A 23,326-nucleotide genomic window follows, 5' to 3' on the forward strand; every position below is an offset into this window, starting at 1 on the left:
TGATTTTTTGATCCTGTCAGGGAAAGATCACGGCCGGGTCATGCCAGAAAATTCCTCTTTTGGAAAAATGCTTATTGTCGCGAGTGCCGGCTTGGGTGTCGTCGTCGGCGGTCTGGAACTGAGCGATCGTTTTTTTACGACGGATGACCGGCCTGTGGTCGATACGCGCCCCGCCGGGACTGTGACCGCGGCCGACGCGGGCGGGCAAACCGGCGCGCAGCCGGATAATCCAGACCCCGATACGGCGCCGGTCGATGCGCCGAGCCTGTCCCAGATCGAGCGGGACCTAGGGCAGCGCATCCGCGAAGCGCTTGCCGCGCATTGCGACGGGGGCCTGTCCCTGCGAGAGGTCGCCGCGTCAGAGCGCAGAACGCCCGCCGCCGAGACGAGCTCCGGATTGGAGGGGTATTACCTCGAAGGCGAGGCTGTGGTGCTGGCGGATGGCACGCCGCACCGTCTGTGGCTTCTTGGCACGGGCAAGGGCCCGGACGCCGCCCGCGCCGCGCGGGCGATGGCGATGCGCGGATTCAGCGATCAGATACGGGCGTCCGACGCCCTCAAGGTTTATTGCAAGGAGAGTTGACGATGACGAACAGGGTTTCCCTCATGGCCGCCGCGGTGGTCTGCGCCGGACTGGCCGGTCCCGGCCATACGGCGTCTTCCGTCGATGGCAGTCTGGACGAGATCGCGGGCCAGATCGTCGACCGTACCCGTACCGACGGGCGGGCCACGATCGGCATCTCGACCTTCACGCATTCGGATGGAACCTGCTCGGACCTGTCGAACTACATCTCGGAATTCATCGTCGACAGCCTGTTCAATTCCGGTGAGGGCAAGATCGATATCATTGAGCGCTCGCAGCTTTCCGCGATCTTCCGAGAGATGGAGCTGGTCTTTGACGGTACCATCGCGCCGGACGCGGCCAAGCGGCTGGGTGAGATCGAAGGCGTCGACGCGGTGGTGACCGGCTCGCTCATCCAGTTCGGCGAGCAGGTAAAGGTGCAGGCGCGGATGATTTCAACCGAGGACGGGCGGCTATTTGCAACCGCACGGTCAGACTTTCCGTCTGTCGGTAGTGTGGCCGAGATGATGGTCACGCGCAGCCGGGGCGCGTGCGGCTTCGCGACGGCGGCCGGGTCGGCGGCGGAAACGGTCCCGACGACGCAAGTGGTCGTGATGGGCGGAGAGACCGGTCAAGACATGATTCAGCAAAGTCTCGCGGAGCCCTCGCGCCGGTTTTCCGCAGAGGTTTTCGAGGCCGAGGTGTCAAGCCTGATCTATGCGAAGTCGAGCGGGGACGCGACCTTTGCCGTGCGGTTCAAGAATACCACCGACAACACCATCGCCTTGTCCTACATGCCGGACTCTATGTCCCTGGCAGATGGTCAGGGTGGGTTCATGACCTACAAGGGAAACTGGTCCGGTCTGCGCAGCTGCTATGGTGATAATTACCTTCAGTATTGCAACGCCAGCGATCCGAAATATGCCACCACGCTGCCGCCGGGCAAGGTCGCGCAGCTAAACTTTCAGATGACAGGCGAAAAAGGTGTCGAGGATCCCCGCTTCACCCTGGCACTGGAGCTGGTCGTGACGCCGAATATCGAGGAAAACGACAGCTATTCGGTACAATCGATCGGTTTTTACGACATGCCCCCCGACAGTTGAGCCGGTGCAGGCGGGTCACGTCAGACCCATCAAGGCGGGGTCAAAGGGATATTTCGTCAGGTTCTCGAACCCGTCCTCGGTGATCAGCACCTGATCTTCCAGCTTGATCGAGAAATCGCCGCCAACCTCGCCCACCAGCGCCTCGACGCAAAGAACCATCCCCGGCTCCAGCGCGTAGTCAAACGCACCTGGCACGGCATGATCCGGGTAGGCCACCAACGGCCATTCATCGCACAGGCCCACGCCATGCATCAGGCAGCCGTATTTCAGCGCCTGAAACTTGTCGTCCAGAACATGTGTGTTCGCAGACAATTCCGGAATAGTAACGCCGGGGCGGAGCATGGCCATATTGGTCATGATATGCTCATGCGCGTGCTGCATGGCATAGATCATGTCCGGGCGCGGTTTTTCATCGCCGATCCACCAGGTGCGCGAGATATCCACGCAAATCCCGTAGCTGCCGACGAGGTCGGTGTCGAAGGCGAGGATCTCGTTATTCTGGGCGATGCGCCCGCCGCATTCCTGGAACCAGGGGTTGGTGCGCGGGCCGGTCGTCAGAAGGCGGGTTTCGATCCATTCGCCGCCGCGCCGGATGTTCTCGGCATGCAGCACAGCCCAGATATCGTCTTCGCTGGTCTGCCCTTGCGGGACGCTCTTGCGGGCGAACCGCTCCATCTCGGCGACCGCCACTTCGCAGGCGTGAGAGGCGCAGCGCATGGCGCGGATCTCGTCCGGGCCCTTGATGCTGCGGGCCTTCTCGGTCACCTCCTCGCCGTCCATCACCTGCAGCCCCTGCGCCTCGAGTGCGCGCAGCCCGTGGACCATGGGTTTGTCCACGGCAAGCCGCCAGTTGCCCGGTGCGTGCTCTGCCAGAAGCCGGCGCACCTCGTTGGCGAATACATCCGCCGCCACATCAACCTTGTCGCCCCGGTCGAAGTAGAAAAGGTCCGCGCCCGAACGCACCTCGCGCACCAGCGGGTTGAAGCTGCTGAGGAAAGGCGCGTTCTTGTAATCCCACATCACCATGTGACCATCGGCGCAGACCAGCAGCGCGCGGAACGGGTTGTGCGCGTTCCAAAGTTGCATGTTGGTGCTGTCCGACGCGTAGCGGATGTTGAGAGGATCGAAGACCAGAAGCCCGGCATAGTCGCGCGCCACCACCGCCTCCACCAACCGCCGCCACCGATAGCGCCGCATCTCTTGCAGATCGGGCAGCTCCAGCCCCGCTGCGGCCCATTCTGTATAGGCCAGTTGGGTCGGGCCGATCTCTATGCGGTCCTGATCGTTGGGAGTGTTGTCACCAAGGGTCGCGCCGCATGTTGGGTCGATCTTGCGGGTGTCGCGGAAGTGGATGTTCATCGCGGGCCGGGGCTTTGCTGTTTTTCACAGCTTGCCGCAGCCCCGCCGCCTGCCGCCCGTCCGATTGCGACATGAGATCAGCGTTTTTGGCGCCTGAATACGGCGTTGAATGCGCGGGTCACCCGCCCCGGATCGTATCGATCATAAGCTGGACATTGTCCGGATCGGCATCCGGCGTGATGCCGTGGCCCAGGTTGAAGATATGCGGTCCGTTCTTGAAACCCTCGACGACCTTTCGGGTCTCGCGCACCAGGTCTTCGCCGCCGGTGACCATGTGGCGCGAGGCGAGATTACCCTGCACGCAGCCGTCCTTCTGGACGTTGGCCGCGGCCCATTCCGGCGTGACGCTGTCATCGACGGCCACGCAATCGGCCCCGGTCTTTGCGTGAAACCCGATATAGCCATCGCCCGCCTCGCGCGGGAAGGCAATGATCGGGGTGCCGGGGTGCTTTTCTTTCAGCGCCGAGATGATCCGTTTGGCCGGGGCAACGGCGAAATCCTCGAAATCCTTGCCCTTGAGGGAGCCGGCCCAGCTGTCGAAGACCTTAACCACCTCGGCGCCCGCGTCGATCTGGGCGGAAAGGTAAAGGATCGTGGCTTCGGTGATGCGGTCCATAAGTGCCTCGAAGACCGGGCGGTTTTCATCCTTGAGCGCGTGAGCGGGCCCCTGATCGGGCGTGCCGCGTCCTGCGACCATGTAAGTAGCCACCGTCCAGGGCGCACCGGCAAAGCCGATGAGCGTGGTCTCGGACGGCAGCGCGCCCGAAAGATTGCGCACCGTCTGGTAGATCGGATTGAGCGTTTCGTGTATGTCGGCGGCCGGGCCGAGCTTGTCGAAATCGGCCTGGGTCGTGACGGTCGAGAGGCGCGGCCCCTCACCGGTGACGAACCACAGATCCGCACCAAGCGCCTGGGGCACCAGAAGGATATCAGCAAACAGGATTGCGGCGTCGAACCCGTAGCGGCGAATGGGCTGCAGCGTCACCTCGGTGGCGAGATCGGGGTTGTAACACAGCGACAGGAAATCGCCCGCCTCGGCCCGCGTGGCACGGTATTCCGGCAGATACCGGCCCGCCTGCCGCATCATCCAGATCGGCGGTGTCGCCTGTGTTTCACCGGCCAGCGCCTTGAGGATGGTTTTGTCCCGAGCCATGCATGCGTCTCCCTTTTCGGCAAGGTGGTCACCTTATGGCCCCCTATTGTCAAGCCTTAGCTTGTCAGGAAAGGTTTACAGGTCTATTCGGAGAATATGACACATGATTTGCCTACCCCCGCAGCCCCGCTGAAGATCGGCACGCGCGGTTCCCCGCTTGCGCTGGCGCAGGCCAACGAGACCCGCGACCGGCTGGCCGCGGCGCATGATCTGCCGCATGAGGCGTTCCAGATCGTCGTGATCAAGACCACGGGCGACCGCATCATCGACCGTCCGCTGAAGGAAATCGGCGGCAAGGGGCTTTTCACGCGCGAGATCGAGGATGCCATGCTGGCGGGGGATATCGACATCGCCGTGCATTCGATGAAGGACATGCCGGTGCTGCAGCCCGAGGGACTGGTGCTTGACACCTATCTGCCGCGCGAGGACGTGCGCGATGCCTTCGTGTCGCCGGGATATTCAGGGCTCGCGGATCTGCCGGCGGGCACCAAGGTGGGCAGCTCGTCATTGCGCCGCCGGGCGCAGGTGCTGGTGAAATTTCCACATCTTCAGGTTGTGGAATTCCGCGGCAACGTGCAGACCCGCCTCAAGAAACTCGATGACGAGGTGGCCGCCTGCACCTTTCTGGCCATGGCCGGACTGAACCGGCTGGACATGGCGCATGTGGCGCGCGGGCCGGTCGCGCCCGAGGATATGCTGCCCGCCGTGGCACAGGGCGCTATCGGAATCGAGCGGCGCGCTGACGATACCCGTGTGGCCGCTCTGTTGGAGCCGTTGCACGATGACGAGACCGGCAAGCGGCTGGCGGCGGAACGGGCCTTTCTCGCGACGCTGGACGGGTCGTGCGAGACGCCCATCGCGGGACTTGCCGAGCTTGAGGGTGGTACATTGCGCCTGCGGGGCGAGATCCTACGGCCCGATGGCAGCGAGGCGCTTTTCGACGAGGCCACCGCGCCGGTCGAAGATGGAGCTATGCTTGGCAAGCGGATGGCGCGCGATCTTCTGGCGCAGGCCGGGCCGGGGTTCTTCGACTGGCGACAGTGATCCGGGAAAGGCTCAACGTGAAAACGCCCCGCGATACGTCGCGGGGCGTTTCCTATGGCACGGTCGCGCATCGCGCGCCTTACTTGTGCTTTCTGTATTTGTCCGACTCGACGCTGTTGCCGTAAAGCAGAGCGGCAATGCAGATCGCGATGGCGATAATGCTGTAGATCAGCGTCGGGCCGTTCACGCCGCCGACGAAGATCACGCCGCTGACGCCGTCCCAGGTCGGGGTGTCAAAAGGAAATCCCATGAATATGTCCTCCTAGTTGATTACTGAGACGCCGGCGGCGACGCCGCGATGCCTTCGGGATAGGCCTGCGCCGGCACCTTGACGGTGTCGAGACCCGCGATTTCGGCTGCTTCCGGCACACGCAGCATGCCCAGCATCTTCAGCACCAGCGAACTGACATAGCCTGTGATGAAGCCGATCGCGACGAACACGATGATGCCGACAAGCTGACCCACGAAGCTGACGGTCGGGGCCTCTGCGCCGGTCAGGGCGGGATACCCGCTGGCAAAGATGCCCAGCATCAACATGCCGTAGATGCCCATCGTGCCGTGCACCGTGACCGCGCCCACCGCGTCGTCGATCCCCATGTTTTCGAGGACCGTCGCCGCCGGTTTCAGCAGGATACCGGCGACGATGGCGATGATGAAGGTCAGCGACGGGAAGTAGATGTCGAGACCCGAAGCCACCGAAATCAGACCCGCCAGCGCGCCTGACATCATCCAGAACGGATCGCGGGTAAAGAGCCATGCACCGATGATCCCGCCCGCGACACCCATCAGGATGTTGAAGCTGAGTGCGCCGAGATTGGTTGGGGTGCCATAGATGGTGGTGAAGTTTGCGCCCCAGGACCACGCTTCGCCACCGACCACGAGACAGGCCATCAGGAAGCCCCAGAAACCGACGACGATCAGCATCAGGCCTGTCGCCGTGAAAGGCATGTTGTGACCTGCCAGATGGTTGGCCGTGCCGTCAGGATTGAACTTGCCGATGCGCGGGCCAAGGTTGATCAGCACGCCAAGCGCGAAGAAGGCCGCAACCGCGTGGACAAGTCCAGCGGCGCCGAAGTCATGCACGCCCCAGTCCTGCACCAGCCATCCATCCGCGTGCCAGCCCCAGGCCGCCGCCAGAGTCCAGCTGAAACCGCCGAGGATGATGGCGAGAATGACAAAGCCCACTGTCTGGATGCGTTCGATGACCGCCCCCGACATGATCGAGGCGGTGGTCGCCGCAAAGAGCGTGAACGCGCCCCAGAAGACACCGTCGATCTGGTCTTCGGTGTTGGGGCCCATATAGGCCGCCGACTCACCCCAGGGCCAGGCGATGGCGTTGGCATAGGCCGCGCCGGAAATGCCGTTCGGCCCCTCGGACAGAGAAAAGCCCGTTGGAAATCCCCAATAAACCCACCAGCCGAAGAAATAGAAGGCGGGAATGACGAAGGCAAAGGCCAGGATATTCTTGACCCCCGACGACAGCGCGTTCTTGGCGCGCGAGGCGCCCATTTCATAGGCCAGGAAGCCTGCGTGAATGATGATCATGAGGGGGATGGTGAGATAATAATATGTCTCCGCGAACATGGTGTTCGTTAAATTCCCCTTCGCCTCCATCTCGGCCACCTTGGCCGCGAGTTCCGCGAGTTGTTCTTCCATCTGTCTAAACCTCCTTGTTGGCCGGCTTGCGCGGGTCCCGGGCGCGCCGATTCCGGCAGTGCCATCAGTCAAGCGACTGATCTGCGTTGCGCCAAGAATTTTTTTGGTCCACTTCGCGTAATCGGTACAAGGTTGGTTCGCGCATGAAGTTTGAAAGTTGCGCTGGTCATTCGCCTTTTAGGCGAATGATGTGTTATTAAACATCAGATAAAAAACAAAAAAATATTTATCTAGATCGAACTGTTCCGTCACAATCAAGGTGATGTGGCTCTCTGGACACTGGACCAAAAATATTCCGCCGTGTGCGGTATCTTCAACGAATGCCGAAATTTGGGCGCTTTTTAATCGCAAACACCGCGTGTTTCGCTGGAACACGGCCTGATCATGTCGGCTGGAGTTTACCTTTGACCGACCGCCCCAAGGCGCCGTTTTGCGGCCCAAAAACCCTCTTGACGCCACGCAGGGCCTGTCTTACCTACCGCCACGGTCCGGCGGAGTAGCTCAGTTGGTTAGAGCAGCGGAATCATAATCCGCGTGTCGGGGGTTCAAGTCCCTCCTCCGCTACCATCGTCCCACAATTTCTGCAGTGACACGTCAAAATGCCGCGCATCCATGTGGACACGCGGCACTTCAAGTTTTGACCTTTCTCTAAGGACCGCCATCCGCACCTCTAAACGCGAATTGCGCTCGATGCGCTTGGCGCATAAAGTCCTGCGCCGGATCGCGGCACTTAGGCGGCGTTTTGCATGTCGTTGACCGCGTCGAGAACCAGCATAGCGGTTTTTCCGGCCGATTGCGGGTTCTGGCCCGTCACCAAGTTCCCGTCGCGCACCGCAAAGGGCTGAAAATCATCGGCTTTCTGGTGGTCCGCTCCAAGCTCGCGTAGCTTCGTTTCCAAAAGGAACGGCACCGCTTCATCCAAACCGACCGCGCGTTCCTCGCTGTCGGTGAAGGCCGCAACTTTGCGTCCTTTCACAAGCGGCGCGCCAGAAGCGGCTTTTGGGCCAACCAGTGCGGCAGGTCCGTGACAGACTGCTGCAATGATCTTTCCAGCCCGGTCAAAAGCCTCGATTAGCGCGGAAAGACGTGGGTTTTCGGGGTAGTCGAACATCGTGCCGTGGCCACCCGGAAGAAACAGCGCGTCGAACCCGGATGTATCGATTTCGTCGAAACGCGGAGTTTCGGCCACGTCAGCCTGCGCCACGTCGTCGTCCATATACCGCTTGACGCTGTCTTCTTTGTGGCTGTCTTCGGACAGGCTGCGAGCATCCACTGGAATTTTGCCACCGGCAATCGACGCCAGCGTTACTTCGGCTCCGGCGTCCAGAAACGCATAGTAGGGTGTCGTCAATTCTTCCAGCCAAACGCCGGTGTCCTCGCCATTATCCATCTTGTCGGCGGATGTGGCGATAATCAGGATCTTTGGAGTCGTCATAAGAAGCTCCTTCTTTCTTTCAATTCGTCAAAAGGTTAACGCGCCAGCCGCGAAATCTTTCCATATCGGCGAAAAAAGACGATTCGGCGCGGGTCAAACACGCGATTGCAAAGCGGGGTTGGCTGGCGCAGATTGGTCCCGCTCGGGATAAGGGAGACAGGCCATGCTGAAGGCTCAATCCGGAATTACGCCGAATATCGCGCACTGGCAGGAACGGGTGGAATTGGCCGCCGCGTTTCGCTGGACCGCGCGGCTGGGCATGCACGAGGCGGTCGCCAACCATTTCAGCCTTGCGGTCAACGAGGATGGCACGCAGTTCCTGATCAACCCAAATCAAAGACATTTCTCGCGCATCAAGGCGTCCGATCTGCTCTTGATCGATGCCAATGACCCCGACACGCTCGACCGGCCCGATGCGCCGGATCCCACCGCGTGGGGCCTTCATGGCGGCGTGCACCGGCTTTGTCCGCACCATCGGTGCCTCATGCATGTGCACTCGATCCATGCCACGGTGCTGGCTTGCCTTGAGGACAGCAACCTGCCCCCCATCGACCAGAATTGCGCGACGTTTTTCAATAGATACGTGATCGACGAGGCCTATGGCGGACTTGCGTTCGAGGAAGAGGGCGAGCGCTGTGCCGAGCTCTTGTCCGATCCGACCAAGAAGGTGATGATCATGGGTCATCACGGGGTGCTCGTGACCGGGGATACCGTGGCGGACTGCTTCAACCGGATGTATTATTTCGAGCGTGCGGCGGAGACCTACATCCGCGCCCTCCAGACGGGCCAAGCCTTGCGCGTCTTGTCCGACGAGGTGGCCGAAAAGACCGCCCAAGAGCTGGAGGCCTACCCTGAGCAGGGCGAGCGGCATCTGGCAGAACTCATGGCGATCCTGGACTCTGAAGGCTCGGACTACGCCAGCTGAGCCAGAACGTTCAGCGCGTCAGGCGCGGCCCGCCTCCGCAGAAAGCGTCAGGGCGCTGATCCCCATCTTGTTGAGCGCGCATTCCCATTTCTCGGCGTTCGGGGTCTCGAACACCAGCTTGCTGTCGGCCTCGACGGTAAGCCAGGCGTTCTGGGCCATCTCCGACTCAAGCTGCCCCGGCCCCCACCCGGCATAGCCGAGCGCCACGATGTTGTGCACCGGCCCGCGCCCGCCAGCGAGGTCCTCCAAGATGTCGAGCGTGGCCGTCATCGCGAATTCTTCGTTCACGTCTAGGGTGGAGATCGCGGAATGATATCCGTAGTCGTGCAACACGAAGCCGCGCCCGTGCTCGACGGGGCCGCCGAAATGCACCGGCAGATCGCGGGCCTCCGGTTCCTGCGTGATCTCCAGTTGTTCGAAAAGATCGCGCAGGCGCAGATCGTCGACGGTCTTGTTCACGATAAGGCCCATGGCGCCATCCTCGGAATGGGCGCACATGAAGACGAGCGCCTGGGAAAACCGTGGGTCTTCCATGCCCGGCATCGCAATGAGCAGTTTTCCATTGAGATCGATCTGGCTCAAACCCGCTGGCTCCTTCTGGCAGGGCCGATGATGAAGCGGCGACCGTCCGGGTGCAAGCGACGCGGGCGCCCATCGGCGGCATTTCTCGCTTGAAAGTGAATTGTGCTTTGCCTCACATTCCCCCATGTGGGGATGATGACACGCATTTTGAACCTTTTTGCCGCGATGGGCCTTGGTCTTTTGGCGGCGACCGGTCCGGCCGCGGCGCAATCCGACCTTGTCGAGGCGCGGATCCTACCGGGCTGGCGGGCGGCGGACGGCACCCATATCGCAGGCCTTCAGTTCACGCTCAAAGACGGGTGGAAAACCTATTGGCGCGCGCCGGGGGATGCGGGCATTCCGCCGCAATTCGACTGGCGCGGATCGAGCAACCTGTCTTCTGTCGAGATCGAGTGGCCCACACCCCGGCAGATCCGGCAAAGCGGCGTGACCACGATCGGTTATGACCGCACCGTGACCCTGCCGCTGCGGATCAGTCCCGCTCGGAAAGGCGGGGCAATCCGGCTTTCGGCGCAGATCGACATGGGCGTGTGCAAGGATGTGTGCGTGCCGGTCAATGTGTCGGTGGCGCAAAATCTTGGGGATACCGACGCAGCCCCGGACCCACTCATTGTGGCCGCGCTGGCCGAGCGCCCGTTTTCCGCGGCCGAGGCCGGGGTCGGGCGCGTGACCTGCCGTTTGTCGCCCATCGAAGACGGTTTGCGCCTGCAAGCCGAGATCAGGATGCCAAGCCTTGGGCGAGGCGAGCTGGCGGTGTTCGAGGCCGGCGATCCCAATATCTGGATCGCCCCATCCCGCACCACCCGGCAGAACGGGCGGCTGATGGCCGAGACCACGCTGCACCACATGGCCGGACGCAGCTTTGCCGTGGACCGTTCGGAAATCCGGATCACGGTTCTGGGGCCGGGCAGCGCGGTGGATATTCAGGGCTGCGAGGCAGGCTGACGCAGGATCAGCCGAGCGATCCACCCGATCACGTAAAGCATCACCGACACAAGCGCCGCGCCCGCAAGGAAAAGTCCGAGCGCCGCTGGCATGGCGGGCGCATCCCCCAGCGCCGGGACGGCCCGCGTCAGCAGCGTGGGCAGCGCGCCTGTCACGCTTGCGACCCCCATCGTCGCGCCGAGCCAGCCCAGGACCAGCGCCAGCACGGTCAGCATCGCCACGCGCACGCTCTTGGTCCGAAACCGCAGCGCGTGGCGCAGTGCCGTGGTCTGGCGTTTCACATCCTGTTGCATCGCAAGGATCGCGGGCACCAGCAGCAAAACCAGCAGCATCCCAAAGCCCAACCCGTAGACCAGCGTGATCACCGTGGGCTTGATGAACTGAGCCTGCGTGGACTGCTCGAACAGAAGCGGTGTCAGGCCCATCACCGTGGTCGCGGTGGTCAGAAGGACGGGCCGCAGGCGATCCGCCGTGCCGTCGATGATGGCCGGAATGATGCCCCGGTCGCGCGCATGCTCGTCGATCGTGGTTACGAGCACGATGGAGTCGTTAATGATGATTCCTGTCATGCCCAATAGCCCGACGACTGTGAACATCGACAGTGGCACGTCCCATTGCACATGCCCGTAGATCGTGCCGACCAGACCGAAAGGAATGATCGCCATCACCACAAGCGGCCGCGTCCAGCTGGCGAAGACCCATGCAAGAACAAGGTAGATGCCGGTCAGGGTCAGCGTCAGCCCGATCCGCGCATCGCTGAGGAAATCGCTTTCCTGTTCGGCCAGCCCGCTCAGTTGCCATTCCACCTGATGCGTCGCGGCGATTTCCGGCAGGATCTGCGTCTCAAGCGCTTCGTTGACGGCCGCCGCGCGGGCCGGATCGTCCTCGGAAATATCGCCGGTCACGCTGACATGGCGGATACCGTTTTCCCGGCGGATGGTGGAAAAGCCCGTGCGCTGCTCGACCGACACGATGTCGGCCAGCGGCACGTAACCGCCCGCGGGCGTCCGGATCTGCATCCGTTCCAGAAAGTCCGCGGTCAGTTCCGCCTCGGGCAGTTCGACGCGAATCTCGGCGCTGCGCGGACCGTAGGGATAGGTCGCGGCCTCGATCCCGTTCAGGCGTGCGCGCAAGGTACGCCCCAGATCGTCGATCGTCAGCCCAAGCGCCTGACCTTGCGGGGTAAGGTCCAGGATAAGTTCTTCCTTGTCGTAGGAAAGATTGTCCTGCAGGCCCGAAACCTCGGGGAAGCGCGCGATGGCTGTCTTCAGATCCTCGGCGGCGGCTTTCAGCGTTTCGGCCGAGGCGCCGAAGAACTCCACGTCGAGCGCGTCCCCGCCCGGGCCCGAGCGCCAACCGCGAAAGCTCACCTCCTCGGCCAGCGGGTGGCGCTGCACTTTCTCCTGCAGGTCGGCCACGAAGGCGAAACTGGAATAGGGGCGCAGGTCGGCATCGATCAGCTCGATGGAAATTCCGCCCAGCTGATCGGGCTCCTTGGTGTCCGCCCCGGCAAGCCCGCGACCCGCGTTGCCCCCGATCTCGGCCACTACGAACGCCAGCGGGTTGCGGCCGTATTCCTCTTCGTATTCGGCGCCCAGTTCTTCGGTCGCGCGCTGCATTTCGGCCATCATCTCCAGCGTGTCGGCGCGGGTCGCGCCCGGCGCCATGCTGAAATTACCGGTCACGCTGCCGCGTTCGGGCGCGTTGAAGAACCGCCATTGCACGTCACCCCGGATGAACTGCGCCGCCTGGCCTGCCAGCAAGACGATCATGCCGGCCAGCACCACGTAGCGCCCGCGCACGACCAGGGCCATGAAGGGCCGGAACAGCGTTTCGCGCACCCAGGTGAAGCCGCGATTGACCGTGCGCGAGGGCCAGTCATACCAATGGTCGCGCCCGCCATGGGCTAGTGCCCGCGACATGTGGTGCGGCAGGATAAGAAAGCATTCCACCAGCGACGCGGTCAGCACCACGATCACGGTAAAGGGAATATCCACAATCAGATCGCCAAAGCGTCCGCCGATGGCGACCAGCCCGAAAAAGGCGATCAGCGTGGTCAGTGTGGCGGAAAAGACCGGCAGCGCCATGCGCTGGGCCGCGCGTTCAGCGGCCTGAACCGGCGTTTCTCCCAATCTGCGCAAACGCGCGTCGGCGTGCTCTCCGACCACGATGGCGTCGTCCACCACAATGCCCAGCGTGATGATCAGTGCGAACAGAGAGATCATATTGATCGTCAGCCCTCCCACATACATCAGCGCCACGGTCGCCGTCATCGCCACCGGGATGCCGGCGGCGACCCAGAACGCGGTGCGGGCGTTGAGAAAGAGAAACAAGAGCCCGACCACCAGCGCCAGCCCGGTCAGACCGTTCTCCAGCAGCATGTCGAGACGGCCCGAGATCGCCTCGGACCGGGTGCGGATCAGCGTGATCTGCGTGCCCTCCGGCAAGGTGCTTTCCATCCGCGCAGCGATGTCTTCGACGCGGGCCTGAATATCGATGGCGTCGCCACGCGCCGAGCGGTCGACTCGGATCTGGATCGCGGGATCGTCGTTCACGAAAAAGGCGCGTTTGCGGTCCACGCCCTCGACCCGCACGCGCGCCACGTCGCCCACCGTCAGTTTTGTGCCGTCGGGGTTGGAGCGCAGCACCAGCGCGCCGATCTGGTCCGCCGCGCGGTTTTCCGTGCCGACGCGCACCCGCGTCGCGCCGCCGGTGACGTCGCCGGCCGGGTCTGCGTCCGCCTCGGCGGCCAGAACGGCGGCGATTTCGCCCATGGTGATGTCATAGGCGATCAGGTTGGTGCTGGGCACTTCCACGATGGTGTGCGGCGCGGCCACGCCGCGCACGGTGGTTCTTGTCACGCCCGCATCGTACAGCCGGACGACCAGCTCATCGGCGAACTGGCCCAACTGTTCAACGCCCACCGGTCCAGAGATCACCACGTCGGTCACCCGGTCGCGCCAGGCGCCGCGCGTCACGGTGGGCTCTTCGGCTTCCTCGGGCAGATCGGTGATCGTCTCGACGGCGGCCTGGACCTCGTCGGCGGCACGGCCCATGTCCCATCCCGGCTCGAATTCAAGCGTGATGGTGGCCCGGTCTTCGCGGCTCGTGGCCGAGCTTTCCGCGACGCCTTCCACCGCCAGCAGCGCCGGTTCAAGCACCTGCACGATGGCGCTGTCGACATCCTCGGCGCTGGCGCCGTCCCAGACAACGCCGACGGTCACGTCGTCGACGATCACGTCGGGAAAAAACTGCGCCTGCATGCGCGGTGCCGCGGCAAGGCCCAGCACAAGCAGCACCACCATCAACAGGTTCGCCGCTGTGGGGTGACGGGTGAAGTACGAGATCACGCCACTGGCGCGCCCGGGCAGGTCGCGCACCATGGCCTAGCCGCCCATCCGGCGTTCCAGCCGCTCGACGGTCTGGACCGGCACACGCGGCGCGTCCAGTTCACCCAGCAGGCGCGCGCGCATCGCTTCGGGCATGTCGCTGGTCTCGACGAACCGGCGCAGGCGGTCGCGGCGCTCTGCGCTTAGCTCGATCAGGTCGGCCGCCGCCTCCTGCGTGCTGCTGCCGCGCAGGGGGCGTACCTTGATGCCAGGCCCCAGAAGCGGGCTGCGTTCGGCCACGATTTCGGCGCCCGACAGGTCCGCGCCACGCACGAGAATATCGTTGCCCTGCCGCCGGACCAGCGTGACAGGCAGCGAACGAAGCCGATCCTCGCCGGTCAGCGCCAGAACGCTACCATCGGCGCCAAGCGCCGTCGCGGGCAGCCGCACGACATCGTCGACCGCCGGTTCGGTGACCTCGACGGTCACGAAGTCGCCGGGTTTGAAACCTTGGGCGTCGTCCAATTGCGCAAAGAGCAAACGCCCGGTTTCGCCGTCCCCGACCGACGCGCTGTCGCGGGTAATGCGCCCCGTGGTCTCGATCTTTTCGCCATAGACGTCGAGGCTGACGCGAACCGGCGCGCGGGTGATTTCTCCCTCGGCGTCGAGAAGCCGGGCGTATTGTGCGGTGGAGATGCGGAAGGCCACGTCAAGCGCGCCCGGGTCCACCAGATCGGCAAGTTTTTCGTTGGCTGAAACAAAGCGGCCTTCGACCACGGTCACGTCGCGCAGCGTGCCGGTGAATTCGGCGGTGATCTGGGTATCTTCCAGCCGTTTGCGGGCCTCCGCGAAGGCCGTGCGCGCCCGTGCCAGCCGGGTAGCCGCCTGCGCGACACGGGCCTCGGCCGTGGCCTCGGCCTGCCTGCGTGACACGACCGCCTGATTGGCCTGCGCCGCGGCCAGTTCGGCGGCCTCCACGGCGGCGGCGGTCCCGACGCCGCGCTCTTCGAGGTCCAGCTGCCGGGTAAAAGCACGTTGGCGCAGGTCTGCCTGCACTTCGGCGGCTCCAAGATCCTCGCCCGCAAGATCTAGCGCGCGCCGCGCCTCGCGTTCCTCGTCACGCGCGTCTGTCAGATCGCTTTCCGCGCGGTCCAGCGCAAAACGCGCTTCCGCCGGGTCGATCCGCGCCAGAAGCTGTCCGCGCCGCACCCGCCCGCCATTTTCGAAATCCGGCGCCAGTTCGACAATGGTGCCGCCGGTGCGCGCGCGAACCTCCAAAGTTCGGCGGCTCTCGACGCTGCCATAGGCGGTCAGGATCGGGATCTCGGTACCCGGTCGCGCTTCGACGAGATTGACGGCGAAGACACGTTCTCGGCGTTCCGGTATGGACGGCGCGTCGTTCATCCGCGCCTGCACCGCCGAATAGACAAGCTGACCGGCATAAGCCAGAAGGCCCAGTGTCAGCGACACCAGGAACAGACCGGTCAGACTGAGACGCAGAAAACGCATGCGCACACCATTTCGACACAAGGGGCCGCGCGCGGCCTTTCTTGCGGAAAGATAAGCGATTTCGCGGGCTTTGCGAGGATTGAACGCGAGCGGCGTCTATTTCCGTCGCTGGTGTTCATCAAGACGCGGCAGGATCTCGACGAAATTGCAGGGCCGGTGGCGGTAATCAAGCTGCCATTTCAGGATCTCGTCCCAGGCATCCTTGCAGGCGCCGGGGCTGCCGGGCAGCGCGAACAGATAGGTGCCGCCCGCCACGCCGCCGGTGGCGCGCGACTGCACGGCAGACGTGCCTATTTTTTGCATCGACACCATGGTGAAGACCGTCCCGAAGGCGTCGATCTCTTTTTCATAGACGTCGCGATGGGCCTCGACGGTCACATCGCGGCCCGTAAGGCCCGTCCCGCCGGTGGAAATCACCACGTCGACCTCTGGGTTTTCGATCCATTCGCGCAACTGTTCCGCGATTTGGTCGCGCTCGTCGCGCACGATCATGCGATCGGCCAGCGTGTGGCCGGCGTCCTCGATGCGCTGGGCAAGCGTGTCGCCGGAACGGTCCTCGCTGGCGTCGCGCGAGTCCGACACTGTCAGAAGTGCGATACGCACCGGGATGAAGTCCTTGCTTTCGTCGATACGGGACATGGCGTGCCTTGTCTTTCGTTCAGTCCGGGCTGATGTCGAACCAGTTGGGGGTCGGCCCGAGATTTACAACATGCGTCCGGCCGATCCGGCCCGACCGCCCCCAGCTATCGTGGATGTGACCGCAGAGCGCCAGTTTGGGCTGCACGCGGGCGATGGCGTCTCGGATTGCGGTGGACCCTACGGAAAGCCCGTCCGAGGTCTCGTCCGCGATCCCTTTGGGCGGTGAATGAAGCACCATGATCCGGGCCGTCTCGCACGGGGCAAGAAGCGCCTCGGCCTGTTCTTCGGTCAGATCACAGGACCAGTCGCCGAAGGGCGTGGTCGGCACGCCATAGCCCAGTCCGAAGATACGAACGCCTGCCACCGTCGCAGCTTCGCCGTGCAGAACCGTCATGTTCGGATTGGCTGCCGCACGCAGCTCGTACGCGCTTTCCGCATTTCCGGGCACCACGACCATCGGCGCGGTGATCTCGGCCAGCATCTCCATCGCTTGTGCCAGCCCCTTGCGATGGTTGCAGAAATCGCCCGCGCCGATCACAAGATCGGCGTCGGCGGAGGCCGCCACCAGATCGGCGGCAAGGGCCCGCGCCATATGCAGATCGGAAAAGGCCAGGATCTTCACGCCGTGCCCTCTAGCCGCGCCTGAAGCTCCAGCAGATCGGCCCAGGTTTCACGCTTGGCCGCCGGAGTGCGCAATAGATGGGCCGGGTGCAGCATCGGCAAGCAGGGCTTGCCATAGGCTTCGGTCCATTGTCCGCGCAGCCGGGTAATGCCCTGCTTGCCCAGCCCAGCGTCGCAGCTGATATTGCCCATCAGCACGACGATCTCCGGCTCGGCAAGGTCCACGTGGCGCTGCACGAAGGGCCGCATCATCGCGATTTCCTGCGCGTTCGGATTGCGGTTCTGCGGCGGGCGCCAGGGCACCACATTGGTGATATAGACCGCCTGCGCGATCTCTTCCGCCGCACGGTTGAGACCGATGGCGGCCAGCATCCGGTCAAGAAGCTGTCCCGCCGGACCGACGAAGGGCTTGGCTTGCAGATCTTCCTCGCGCCCCGGGGCCTCGCCGATGATCATCACGCGTGCGCCGGGCCGGCCATCGGCGAAGACAAGATTGCGCGCGCCGCGCTTGAGCGGGCAGTGGTCATAGGCCGCAAGGGCGGGCTTCAGATCATCGAGAGTACCGGCCGCAGAGGCCGCAGCACGCGCCTCGCCCACCGGATCGGCCCGTGGTTCCGCAACGGGGGTCGCAGGCGCCGCGGCGGGGCGGGCAGGTTCCGCCAGCTTTTTCGGGGCTTCGAACCGGTTGACCGGCACGTCACCGATCGCCTCGGTCGCGCCAAGCTCGATCTGCCAGTCCAGCAGGGCTTTGTAGGTCTGATAATCTTCAGCCGATTCCATGCGGCGCAGCCTATCGCGCGGACGGGGCAGGGGAAACATCCTGATTGACGCGGCGCGATGCGGCCTGGCTCCGCAACGCGGCGAGCAAGCTCGAGGATCTGGCCCACACGTTGCAGATGCCGAAGGCCGCCTGACCTGTCGACCCTGACGCCACGCCAAAACGACGCAGAAGCCGGTTGGCCTCTGCGTTTTTCTCTTTTCTGCGCAAGATCTGACATCCGCCGGTACGACCGGTCGGGCGTCGGGGGTTTCCCGCGCGGCGACAAGGCCTTTGCTTGCTCCCATGCGCCCCCCTTTCTATAAGCAGGCAGGTGTCAGGTATGGAGCGCCAGCATGAGCTTTTCACAATCCCATCTGCTGGGGATAGAGCCCCTCGCGCCGGCTGACATCACCACCATCCTCGACCTTGCCGATCAGTATGTGGCGCTCAACCGGCGCGACGTGAAACATGCCGACGCGCTGGCGGGTCTCACGCAGATCAACATGTTCTTCGAAAACTCCACCCGCACGCAGGCCAGTTTCGAACTGGCAGGCAAGCGTCTGGGCGCGGACGTGATGAACATGTCGATGCAGGCCAGCTCGGTGAAGAAGGGCGAGACGCTGATCGACACGGCGCTGACGCTCAACGCGATGCATCCCGATCTTCTGGTGGTGCGCCATCCGCATTCGGGCGCGGTGGACCTGCTGGCGCAAAAGGTGAACTGCGCCGTGCTGAACGCCGGCGACGGGCGTCATGAACACCCCACTCAGGCGCTTCTGGATGCCCTCACGATCCGGCGCGCCAAGGGCCGGCTTCACCGTCTCAGCATCGCGATCTGCGGGGATATCGCGCATTCCCGTGTGGCGCGCTCCAATATCATCCTTCTGGGCAAGATGGAAAACCGCGTGCGGCTAGTCGGCCCGCCGACGCTGATGCCGGCGGGCATCGCCGATTTCGGCGTCGAGGTTTTCGAAGACATGGAAGAGGGGCTGCGCGACGTCGACGTGGTTATGATGCTACGGCTGCAGCGTGAGCGCATGGATGGCGGGTTCATTCCATCCGAGCGGGAATACTATTTCCGCTACGGGCTTGACGCGGACAAGCTGAGCTACGCCAGTCCCGACGCGATCGTGATGCATCCCGGCCCGATGAACCGCGGCGTCGAGATCGACGGCGAGATCGCCGACGACATCAACCGGTCGGTTATCCAGGAGCAGGTGGAAATGGGCGTCGCCGTGCGCATGGCGGCGATGGATCTTCTGGCGCGCAACTTGCGGGCCAGGTCAAAGGAGGTCATGGCATGAGCGACCGGATCGAGATCAGCGCGACAGAGGCCGGCGTGGTACGCGTCTTCGATGTGGATCTTAGCCCGCAGGACCTGACGGACTTCAACCGGCGCAACGGAAGCTGGCCCCTGCGCGAGGCGCTGGACGCCGAGATGCTCGACGCCGATCATGTCGACCTGATCCGGATCGACGATCTCGAAGGGGTCGGTCTCGCCGGTTATCTCGAAGACGGGATGGGCGTCTCCGCCGAGGATATCGCCGAAAGCCGCGCCGCGCTCGACCGGTTGACCGGCACGGTTCTGGTGGTGGGTTCGCGCGCTTTTGGCGGCACAGCGCAAGTGCTGCGCCCGCGCGCGCCGCTGCACCTCGTGGCGACCTTCACCGAGGAAAGGGCGCCGGTGAGCTTCGATGCCCTGCCCGATGAAAGTGCGCAGCGCCCTCCGGACGCAAAGAAAAAGCCCCCCTCGGACGCGGCCATGTCGGGCCGCGTGGCGATGATCGCGCTCTTGGTGCTCTTCGCGCTGACGGCGGTCGTCGTCTGGGTGGCCTCATGACCGAGCTGTCGATGACGCCCACGACTCCGCTGGCCGACGGCGAACGCGTGGTCGCCTCCTTCGGGTCCGATCGCGCGACCTATTGGCGGGACCATGCGTGGCTGGCGGTTGCGGCCATGGCGCTTGGCATGGCCATCCTCTGGGCTCTTGGAAACCCGCATGTCTGGACGGGGGCCGTGGGCGGGTTGGCCGCTGTCGCCGTGCGGGCGGGCTACCTTGCCTCGGACGAGGCGGCGGCGCGCTGGGACATGACCGATCGCAGGCTGCTGGGGCCCGGCGTCCGCGCCGTGCCCCTGTCCGAGATCGCGACCGTCCGCACGCTGGGATCCGCCGTGCAGGTCGTGACGCATAGCGGCGACAAGCATCTGCTGAAGTACCAACCCGACAAGGAGGCCACAGCGGCACGGATCCGGGCGGCCAGTGGCATGGGACAGACGGCATGACCAGAACACTCTTCACCGATGCCCGTCTGATCGACCCGGATGCGGATACCGAGACGCGCGGCTGGCTTCTCGTCGAAAACGGCCGGATCGCGGCTATCGGGGGCGGGGCCGACATGCCCCAGACGGACGCGCGCATTGACTGCGCGGGCAAATGCCTGGCGCCTGGCCTTGTCGATCTGGGCGTCAAGGTTTGCGAGCCTGGCGAACGGCACAAGGAAAGCTACCGCTCTGCCGGGCGGGCCGCGGCGGCAGGCGGAGTCACGACGATGATCACCCGCCCCGACACGCTTCCGGCCATCGACAGCCCCGAGGCGTTGGAATTCGTGTCGCGCCGCGCCAACGCAGCGGCCGAGGTGAACGTCCTGCCGATGGCGGCCCTCACCAAGGGCCGTGACGGGCGCGAGATGACCGAGATCGGCTTTTTGATGGACGCGGGCGCTGTGGCCTTCACCGATTGCGACCACGTGGTCCGCGACACCAAGGTGCTGGCCCGGGCGCTCAGCTACGCTCGTGGACTCGGTGCGCTGGTCATCGGCCATATTCAGGAACCGGTGCTGAGCGCGGGGGCCGCCGCCACCTCGGGCAAGTTCGCCTCGCTTTACGGGCTGCCCGCGGTGTCGCCCATGGCCGAGCGGATGGGCCTCGACCGCGATATCGCGCTGATCGAGATGACGGGCGTGCGCTATCACGTCGACCAGGTGACGACCGCGCGCGCCCTGCCTGCCTTGCGCCGGGCGCGCGACAACGGGCTGGACCTCAGCGCCGGCACGTCTATCCATCACCTGACCCTGAATGAATTCGACGTGGGCGGCTATCGCACCTTCTTCAAGGTCAAGCCGCCCCTTCGCGCCGAGGATGACCGCATGGCGGTGGTCGAGGCCGTGCGCAACGGGCTGATCGATACGATCAGTTCGATGCACACGCCACAGGACGAGGAATCCAAACGCCTGCCCTTCGAGGAGGCCGCCAGCGGCGCGGTGGGGCTGGAAACGCTGCTGCCCGCCGCCCTGCGGCTCTACCATTCGGGCGATCTCAGCCTGCCGGTGCTCTTCCGGGCGTTGTCGCGCAATCCCGCGCGCCGGCTTGGCCTACCATGCGGGCGGCTCTCGGCGGGCGCGCCCGCGGATCTGGTGCTCTTCGATCCGGACACGCCCTTTGTCCTCGACCGTTGGACCTTGCAGTCGAAATCGAAGAATACACCGTTTGACGGACAGCGGATGCAGGGTAAGGTCTTGGCAACCTATGTCGCCGGACAAGCGGTCTTCGAGAGTATAAATGCCTGATATTCAATCGTCTTTTGCGCTGCTCGCGTTCTGGGGGATCGTCGGATACCTGTTGGGCTCGATCCCGTTCGGCATGATTGTTGCGCGCCTTCTCGGCCTTGGCAATCTGCGCAACATCGGCTCCGGCAATATCGGTGCGACCAATGTGTTGCGCACGGGCAACAAGCTCGCGGCGCTGGCGACCCTGCTTCTGGACGGCGCCAAGGGCACCGTGGCGGTGATCCTTGCCCGCGCGGCCACCGGCGACGACGCAGCACAGCTTGCCGGGCTCATGGCCTTCGTCGGGCATTGCTTCCCGATCTGGCTGAGCTTTCGGGGCGGCAAGGGCGTGGCAACCTTCCTCGGCGTGATGCTTGGTCTTGCATGGCCCGTGGGCGTGGCCTGCTGCCTGACCTGGCTCGCTTCTGCCGCGGTCACTCGGATCTCGTCGATGGCGGCGATCTATGCGGCCGCGCTGTCGACCATCTGGGTTATCTTTCTCGGTTACTCGGAACTCTTCGTCATGGGTGTCGTCCTGACCCTGCTGGTCTTCTTCCGCCATGCCGCGAATATCCGCCGCCTGCGGACTGGCACCGAGCCTAAGATCGGCCAAAGCTGACTGCCCGCCACCGGGCTCAGGTCATGCGGGTTTCGGGCAAACGATCCTCGGTTTCGGCCTCGGCCTCGCGCTTGATCAGCGGCAAAAGCCCGAACACCCCCTTGAGCGCGCCCATCACGGCGGGCCCGTAAGGCACAAGTTTGGCTGCCGCGTCGGCCAGCTTCGACGCCCCATCGATCACCGCAGCGACCTTCTCGATTTTCTTGGCGATGTCTTTTTCCTCTTTCGCCTTCTCGGCCTCCTGCTTGAGCTTTTGGGCCTCATCGCTCTGCGGCATCTGGCCTAGCAGCTGGATCACCTGATCCATGCCGCTGTTCTGCATGGTCACACTGGCCTCGTTGTTGATCTGGATCTCGGCGGCAATCTCATTGACGTTCTGAATCGACACGTTCATGTGCTGACGGGCGAAGGCCTTGATGATCTCGTCGCGTTTCCGGTCCATCTCCTTGAGCTGTTCCTCAAGGTCCGCACGGGTCTTCATCGCCATCTCCAGGCGCGAGCTCAGCGATTGCAGCGCCTGGAAATGCCGGATGCTCTGGCTGATCGCGGCGCCTGTATTCACCACCGACTCGCGCAGCATGTCGTTGCCCGGCATATCCGCGGGGATGATCGGGGCGATGTGTTCGAAGGCCAGCATCGATTGCGTCAGGTTCGTGATCGCGCCGTCATAATCGTCCTCGGCGGCGGCGATTTCCGCCTGCACCCGCAGCCGCGCCGCGCCGGCATAGGCGTGCATCACGGAAATGATCGCCTGCTGCGAGCTGTCCATGCCGTCGACTGCGCTGAACTCGTCCAGCAGCGTGTCCATGCGTTCGAAAAACAGCCGGGCCTGCAAAAGCTTGTTGCCCAACGTCGCGTTCTGGACATGCGACATCGCACCGATCATGAAATATCCGCTGACCAGCGCAAAGGCGGTCTGGCGCATGTAATGCTCGGTCTCGGGCGCGGTCTTCGACAGAATCGACCGGATCTCCGGCAGGTAGGTCTCGACCGCGAGGACCTTGAGACTGGATTCACCGAAAGACCCGCGCATGACGGCCTCGACCGCTTCCATCACGAGTTTCTGGATGCGCGCGATCAGGTCGAGCTTTCGGTATTCGCGAAAGATCGGGTTCTCGTCCAGACCTTCGCGCCAGTTCACAACATTGACCACCTCGGCCATCTGCTGGAACGTGGCCGCCGCATCGGAATACCGCCGCTGCATCGCCAGATGGCCGGCTTCGGCGGATTTCTCGAACGCTTTGGCGAAAAACATCCCCAGCGCCTCGGCCTCGCTGTATTCGTCGAGATTGTCGAAACTTCGCTGCGACAGGATCCGGATGGCGGCCTCGTAACAGGTCTCATAGTCGTGCCGCGCATGGCTTTCAAACAGCGTCACGATCAAATCTTCGGCGGGTGTGACTGCGCCTTCGGACGTCATGGCAGGCTCCGCAATACATCAAATGAAATGCGGTTATGTTACGCGAGGACGGGGATCAAATCAACTTTCGCGCAGGTCGACGGGCGCGTTTGCCCGCAATGGCTGCGCTGCCTGATCCAG

At 63.8% G+C, this 23,326-nt stretch carries 22 protein-coding genes and 1 tRNA gene; 11 read left to right on the forward strand and 12 right to left on the reverse strand.

The genetic code is table 11. The features are described 5' to 3' along the window. Positions 1-67: 67 nt before the first annotated feature. A complete protein-coding gene (locus EZV60_RS08820) occupies positions 68-583 on the forward strand; it encodes a hypothetical protein (RefSeq protein WP_167853488.1) in 516 nt (171 codons plus the stop codon). Between the two features lie 2 nt (positions 584-585). Next, a complete protein-coding gene (locus EZV60_RS08825; protein ID WP_135504476.1) occupies positions 586-1,665 on the forward strand; it encodes a FlgO family outer membrane protein in 1,080 nt (359 codons plus the stop codon). 15 nt (positions 1,666-1,680) lie between these two features. On the opposite strand, the gene dddP is transcribed toward EZV60_RS08825, so the two are convergent. After that, positions 1,681-3,024, reverse strand: a complete 1,344-nt coding sequence (gene dddP / locus EZV60_RS08830) for a dimethylsulfonioproprionate lyase DddP (protein ID WP_135504478.1) — start codon at positions 3,022-3,024, stop codon at positions 1,681-1,683. 118 nt (positions 3,025-3,142) lie between these two features. Then, positions 3,143-4,177, reverse strand: coding sequence for a uroporphyrinogen decarboxylase (gene hemE, locus EZV60_RS08835; protein WP_135504480.1), 1,035 nt, complete (start codon positions 4,175-4,177; stop codon positions 3,143-3,145). A gap of 96 nt (positions 4,178-4,273) precedes the next feature. Between hemE and hemC the strand changes: the two genes are divergently transcribed. Then, positions 4,274-5,221 carry a hydroxymethylbilane synthase gene (gene hemC, locus EZV60_RS08840; RefSeq protein ID WP_135504483.1) on the forward strand — a complete coding sequence of 316 codons (948 nt, stop codon included), beginning with the start codon at positions 4,274-4,276 and terminating at the stop codon, positions 5,219-5,221. A gap of 79 nt (positions 5,222-5,300) precedes the next feature. On the opposite strand, the gene EZV60_RS19070 is transcribed toward hemC, so the two are convergent. Together EZV60_RS19070 and EZV60_RS08845 are read right to left on the reverse strand one after the other, a co-directional pair. Next, on the reverse strand, positions 5,301-5,471 hold the full coding sequence (locus tag EZV60_RS19070) for a hypothetical protein (protein WP_167853489.1): 171 nt from the start codon (positions 5,469-5,471) through the stop codon (positions 5,301-5,303). Between the two features lie 20 nt (positions 5,472-5,491). Beyond that, complete coding sequence (locus EZV60_RS08845; RefSeq protein WP_135504486.1) at positions 5,492-6,877, reverse strand: ammonium transporter; 1,386 nt, start codon at positions 6,875-6,877, stop codon at positions 5,492-5,494. Positions 6,878-7,367: 490 nt separating this feature from the next. Between EZV60_RS08845 and EZV60_RS08850 the strand changes: the two genes are divergently transcribed. Then, positions 7,368-7,444, forward strand: a tRNA-Met gene (locus EZV60_RS08850). 163 nt (positions 7,445-7,607) lie between these two features. Here the strand turns inward: EZV60_RS08850 and EZV60_RS08855 are convergent. After that, a complete protein-coding gene (locus tag EZV60_RS08855; RefSeq protein ID WP_135504488.1) occupies positions 7,608-8,312 on the reverse strand; it encodes a type 1 glutamine amidotransferase domain-containing protein in 705 nt (234 codons plus the stop codon). Between the two features lie 163 nt (positions 8,313-8,475). Between EZV60_RS08855 and EZV60_RS08860 the strand changes: the two genes are divergently transcribed. After that, positions 8,476-9,237, forward strand: a complete 762-nt coding sequence (locus tag EZV60_RS08860; protein WP_135504491.1) for a class II aldolase and adducin N-terminal domain-containing protein — start codon at positions 8,476-8,478, stop codon at positions 9,235-9,237. A gap of 18 nt (positions 9,238-9,255) precedes the next feature. On the opposite strand, the gene EZV60_RS08865 is transcribed toward EZV60_RS08860, so the two are convergent. Continuing rightward, a complete protein-coding gene (locus EZV60_RS08865) occupies positions 9,256-9,810 on the reverse strand; it encodes a YqgE/AlgH family protein (RefSeq protein WP_135504703.1) in 555 nt (184 codons plus the stop codon). Positions 9,811-9,954: 144 nt separating this feature from the next. On the opposite strand from EZV60_RS08865, the gene EZV60_RS08870 reads away from it, so the two are divergent. Further along, positions 9,955-10,764, forward strand: a complete 810-nt coding sequence (locus tag EZV60_RS08870; RefSeq protein ID WP_342588784.1) for a protein-disulfide reductase DsbD domain-containing protein — start codon at positions 9,955-9,957, stop codon at positions 10,762-10,764. On the opposite strand, the gene EZV60_RS08875 is transcribed toward EZV60_RS08870, so the two are convergent. The 5 genes from EZV60_RS08875 to EZV60_RS08895 all read right to left on the reverse strand — a co-directional run bounded on the left by EZV60_RS08875 (position 10,743) and on the right by EZV60_RS08895 (position 17,642). Beyond that, positions 10,743-14,147: an efflux RND transporter permease subunit gene (locus EZV60_RS08875; protein WP_135504496.1), complete on the reverse strand. Its 3,405-nt coding sequence runs from the start codon at positions 14,145-14,147 to the stop codon at positions 10,743-10,745. The genes EZV60_RS08870 and EZV60_RS08875 overlap by 22 nt on opposite strands. Positions 14,148-14,150: 3 nt before the next feature. Continuing rightward, complete coding sequence (locus EZV60_RS08880) at positions 14,151-15,602, reverse strand: efflux RND transporter periplasmic adaptor subunit (protein WP_135504499.1); 1,452 nt, start codon at positions 15,600-15,602, stop codon at positions 14,151-14,153. Between the two features lie 96 nt (positions 15,603-15,698). After that, complete coding sequence (moaB, locus tag EZV60_RS08885) at positions 15,699-16,241, reverse strand: molybdenum cofactor biosynthesis protein B (RefSeq protein WP_135504501.1); 543 nt, start codon at positions 16,239-16,241, stop codon at positions 15,699-15,701. Between the two features lie 19 nt (positions 16,242-16,260). Continuing rightward, positions 16,261-16,863 carry a metallophosphoesterase family protein gene (locus EZV60_RS08890; RefSeq protein WP_135504503.1) on the reverse strand — a complete coding sequence of 201 codons (603 nt, stop codon included), beginning with the start codon at positions 16,861-16,863 and terminating at the stop codon, positions 16,261-16,263. Beyond that, positions 16,860-17,642 carry a uracil-DNA glycosylase gene (locus EZV60_RS08895; RefSeq protein WP_135504506.1) on the reverse strand — a complete coding sequence of 261 codons (783 nt, stop codon included), beginning with the start codon at positions 17,640-17,642 and terminating at the stop codon, positions 16,860-16,862. The genes EZV60_RS08890 and EZV60_RS08895 overlap by 4 nt, the downstream gene beginning before the upstream one ends. Before the next feature lie 333 nt (positions 17,643-17,975). Between EZV60_RS08895 and EZV60_RS08900 the strand changes: the two genes are divergently transcribed. Genes EZV60_RS08900 through plsY form a run of 5 tightly spaced genes read left to right on the forward strand, consistent with a single transcriptional unit; the run spans position 17,976 to position 21,786 of the window. Then, positions 17,976-18,926: an aspartate carbamoyltransferase catalytic subunit gene (locus EZV60_RS08900; protein ID WP_135504508.1), complete on the forward strand. Its 951-nt coding sequence runs from the start codon at positions 17,976-17,978 to the stop codon at positions 18,924-18,926. Then, positions 18,923-19,462 carry a hypothetical protein gene (locus tag EZV60_RS08905; protein ID WP_135504510.1) on the forward strand — a complete coding sequence of 180 codons (540 nt, stop codon included), beginning with the start codon at positions 18,923-18,925 and terminating at the stop codon, positions 19,460-19,462. Before EZV60_RS08900 ends, EZV60_RS08905 begins: the two co-directional genes overlap by 4 nt. Next, positions 19,459-19,905 carry a hypothetical protein gene (locus EZV60_RS08910; protein ID WP_135504513.1) on the forward strand — a complete coding sequence of 149 codons (447 nt, stop codon included), beginning with the start codon at positions 19,459-19,461 and terminating at the stop codon, positions 19,903-19,905. Before EZV60_RS08905 ends, EZV60_RS08910 begins: the two co-directional genes overlap by 4 nt. Continuing rightward, positions 19,902-21,188 (forward strand): dihydroorotase, encoded by a 1,287-nt coding sequence (gene pyrC, locus EZV60_RS08915; protein WP_135504515.1) that lies wholly within the window; start codon positions 19,902-19,904, stop codon positions 21,186-21,188. The genes EZV60_RS08910 and pyrC overlap by 4 nt, the downstream gene beginning before the upstream one ends. After that, positions 21,181-21,786 (forward strand): glycerol-3-phosphate 1-O-acyltransferase PlsY, encoded by a 606-nt coding sequence (gene plsY / locus EZV60_RS08920; RefSeq protein ID WP_135504517.1) that lies wholly within the window; start codon positions 21,181-21,183, stop codon positions 21,784-21,786. The genes pyrC and plsY overlap by 8 nt, the downstream gene beginning before the upstream one ends. Before the next feature lie 16 nt (positions 21,787-21,802). Here the strand turns inward: plsY and EZV60_RS08925 are convergent, their stop codons facing one another. Further along, on the reverse strand, positions 21,803-23,206 hold the full coding sequence (locus EZV60_RS08925) for a hypothetical protein (RefSeq protein ID WP_135504519.1): 1,404 nt from the start codon (positions 23,204-23,206) through the stop codon (positions 21,803-21,805). Positions 23,207-23,326 lie beyond the last annotated feature (120 nt).

Origin of the sequence: Roseovarius aestuariivivens (genome assembly GCF_004761875.1) — a bacterium.
Lineage (GTDB): Bacteria > Pseudomonadota > Alphaproteobacteria > Rhodobacterales > Rhodobacteraceae > Roseovarius > Roseovarius aestuariivivens.